The organism is Candidatus Culexarchaeum yellowstonense, assembly GCF_024707025.1.
GTDB lineage: Archaea > Thermoproteota > Methanomethylicia > Culexarchaeales > Culexarchaeaceae > Culexarchaeum.
This window is the reverse complement of sequence record NZ_JANGFQ010000117.1, coordinates 1-2,079: the sequence shown is the minus strand read 5'-3', so window position 1 is coordinate 2,079 and position 2,079 is coordinate 1. Positions and strand designations below refer to the sequence as shown.

Genomic DNA, 2,079 nt, shown 5'->3' with positions numbered 1-2,079 from the left:
GGAGATGAAGAGAAAACCCAAACCAACAACACACATCATAACACTCCAGAGTTCCAACCCTAACACATGCTAAAGCTTTAAATAGGCTTGCGTGCATGTATTTATTGATGCCCATCGTAGCATACCGCTTCAGAGCATACGCGGATGAGCAAACGCTGGGGGCGTTAAAAGCCCAACTCAAGCTCGCATGCGAAATATACAACACACTACGATGGGCAGACATATACTTCTATCACAGAGACAAAAAAGGTTTAACACAAACAGAACTAAGACAACTAGCACTCGAACTAAGAAAAAACGATAAGGAATACCAAGCACTCCACTCACAAGTAATACAAGCAATCGCAGACCGCTTCTACGAAGCAAAACAGAGATTCCTAGAGAAAAAAACAAGATTCCCAAGAGAAAAGAAACCACACAAATACTACTCCCTAACATACCCACAGAGCAGCTGGAAAATACTCAACATGAGAAAAATAAGAACAAAAAGCAAAAAACACAAGAAAAAACTAACACTACTAAAACTCTCACACCTCGGAACATTCAAAATAATCATGGAAAGAGACCTTCCACCACTAAACAAAGTAAAAAGAGTAGTCGTTAAACTGATGAAAAGCGAACACATATACATCTCATTCATAGCAGACATTGATGAGATAAAACAAGAAGCACCAAAGACCGGAAAAGCAGTTGGGATTGACGTTGGCATTGAGAAGCTCCTCACGACAAGCGATGGCGAGTACCTTCCCAATTTGAAGCCTTATGAGAGGGCTCTCAAGAGGGTGAGGCGTCTGCATCGTGAGCTTTCTAGGAAGAAGTTTTTGTCTAAGAATTGGTTTAAGGCTAAGAGGCGATTGGCTAGGGCTTACGAGCATCTTGCGAATCTCAGGAGGGATTTGTACATGAAGGTTGGCAAGTATCTTGCTATGAAGTATGATGTGGTTGTCATGGAGGATATTGATGTGAAGAAGCTCGTTGGTAAATCTTATAGGAAGTTGAGGATGAGGCTTTATGATGCGGCTTTTGGTGAGCTTAAGCGTATAATTAAGTATCAGGTGGAGAAGTTTGGTAAGAGGTTTGTTCTGGTGGATCCTGCGAATAGTTCGAGGGAGTGTGCTATGTGTGGTTTCATCGTTGAGGATTTGGGGTTGGATGAGCGTGTGTTTGTGTGTCCTGTGTGTGGTTGGAAAGTTGATAGGGATTTTAATGCGGCTCTTAATGTTTTGAGGCGAGCGGGGTGGGAGGCACCCTGTGTGCCTGTAGAGCTCCGCCCTCTACCCCTGGTTGTAAGCTGGGGGCAAGGTGGGGCTGCGAAGCAGGAAACTTCGCCCTTCAGGGCAAAGTAACTCATAAGACATACTTTATAATAGATGAAGTATTCGTTTCTATTCCTCAAATCTCACTATTTAGTATTTCTCCGTTATTATTGAAGTTGCACTTTTTACTATTCCCGGAATGGAAAGAATTTTTTCTTTAAGCGTTTTTGAGAGTTCTGAAAAATCTTTTGCCTCAACACGCGCAACAATATCAAACTCTCCAGTAATTGCTACCACTTCTTTAACATTTGGTAATCTCTTTATATCCATCCCTATTTTATCTATTTTATTTGGTTCCACCGTTATAAAAATTAATGCCTCAACCACGCATTACACCATTTAAAATTTGATTACCACAATATTTAAATTTTTATTAAATAAGAGTGAGTTTGGTATGGTTTGCCTACTTTGCTTTTGTTTAGTTTTTTTTAGTTCTTGTATCCAGTTGTTTATAACCTAAGATTTTCTGTAGTTATTTTGTGTTTATTTTGTGAGTGCTGGAAGATACATAAATATTCCATATCAGGTCATAAGATCATATTAAATTTGAGAATATCTAAGCAATATAACCGCTGAATTAGGAAATGTAGTAGAATTAAAATTATTATGCTACTTTTACTGGGGCTGTTTTTTGCGTTTTAGCTTTTTCCTGTTCTGCTATTTGTAGGGAAAGTTGTATCTCATACTCTCTTAACATTTTGACTAAAGGATTCTCTAAGTTAATTTTGTACAGTTTCACCCTGCCTATCCTTCTCGAAACACT

The 2,079-nt window shown here is 39.1% G+C and carries 2 protein-coding genes; one reads left to right on the top strand and one right to left on the bottom strand.

Going from position 1 to position 2,079, the window contains the following annotated elements:
• The first annotated feature begins 107 nt into the window (after positions 1–107).
• Entirely contained in the window at positions 108–1,346 is a 1,239-nt protein-coding gene (locus tag MRT15_RS09270; protein WP_304329806.1) for a transposase, read from the top strand.
• Between the two features lie 60 nt (positions 1,347–1,406).
• Here MRT15_RS09270 and MRT15_RS09265 read toward each other — a convergent pair whose 3' ends face one another.
• A complete protein-coding gene (locus tag MRT15_RS09265) occupies positions 1,407–1,643 on the bottom strand; it encodes an Lrp/AsnC family transcriptional regulator (RefSeq protein WP_304329805.1) in 237 nt (78 codons plus the stop codon).
• Positions 1,644–2,079 lie beyond the last annotated feature (436 nt).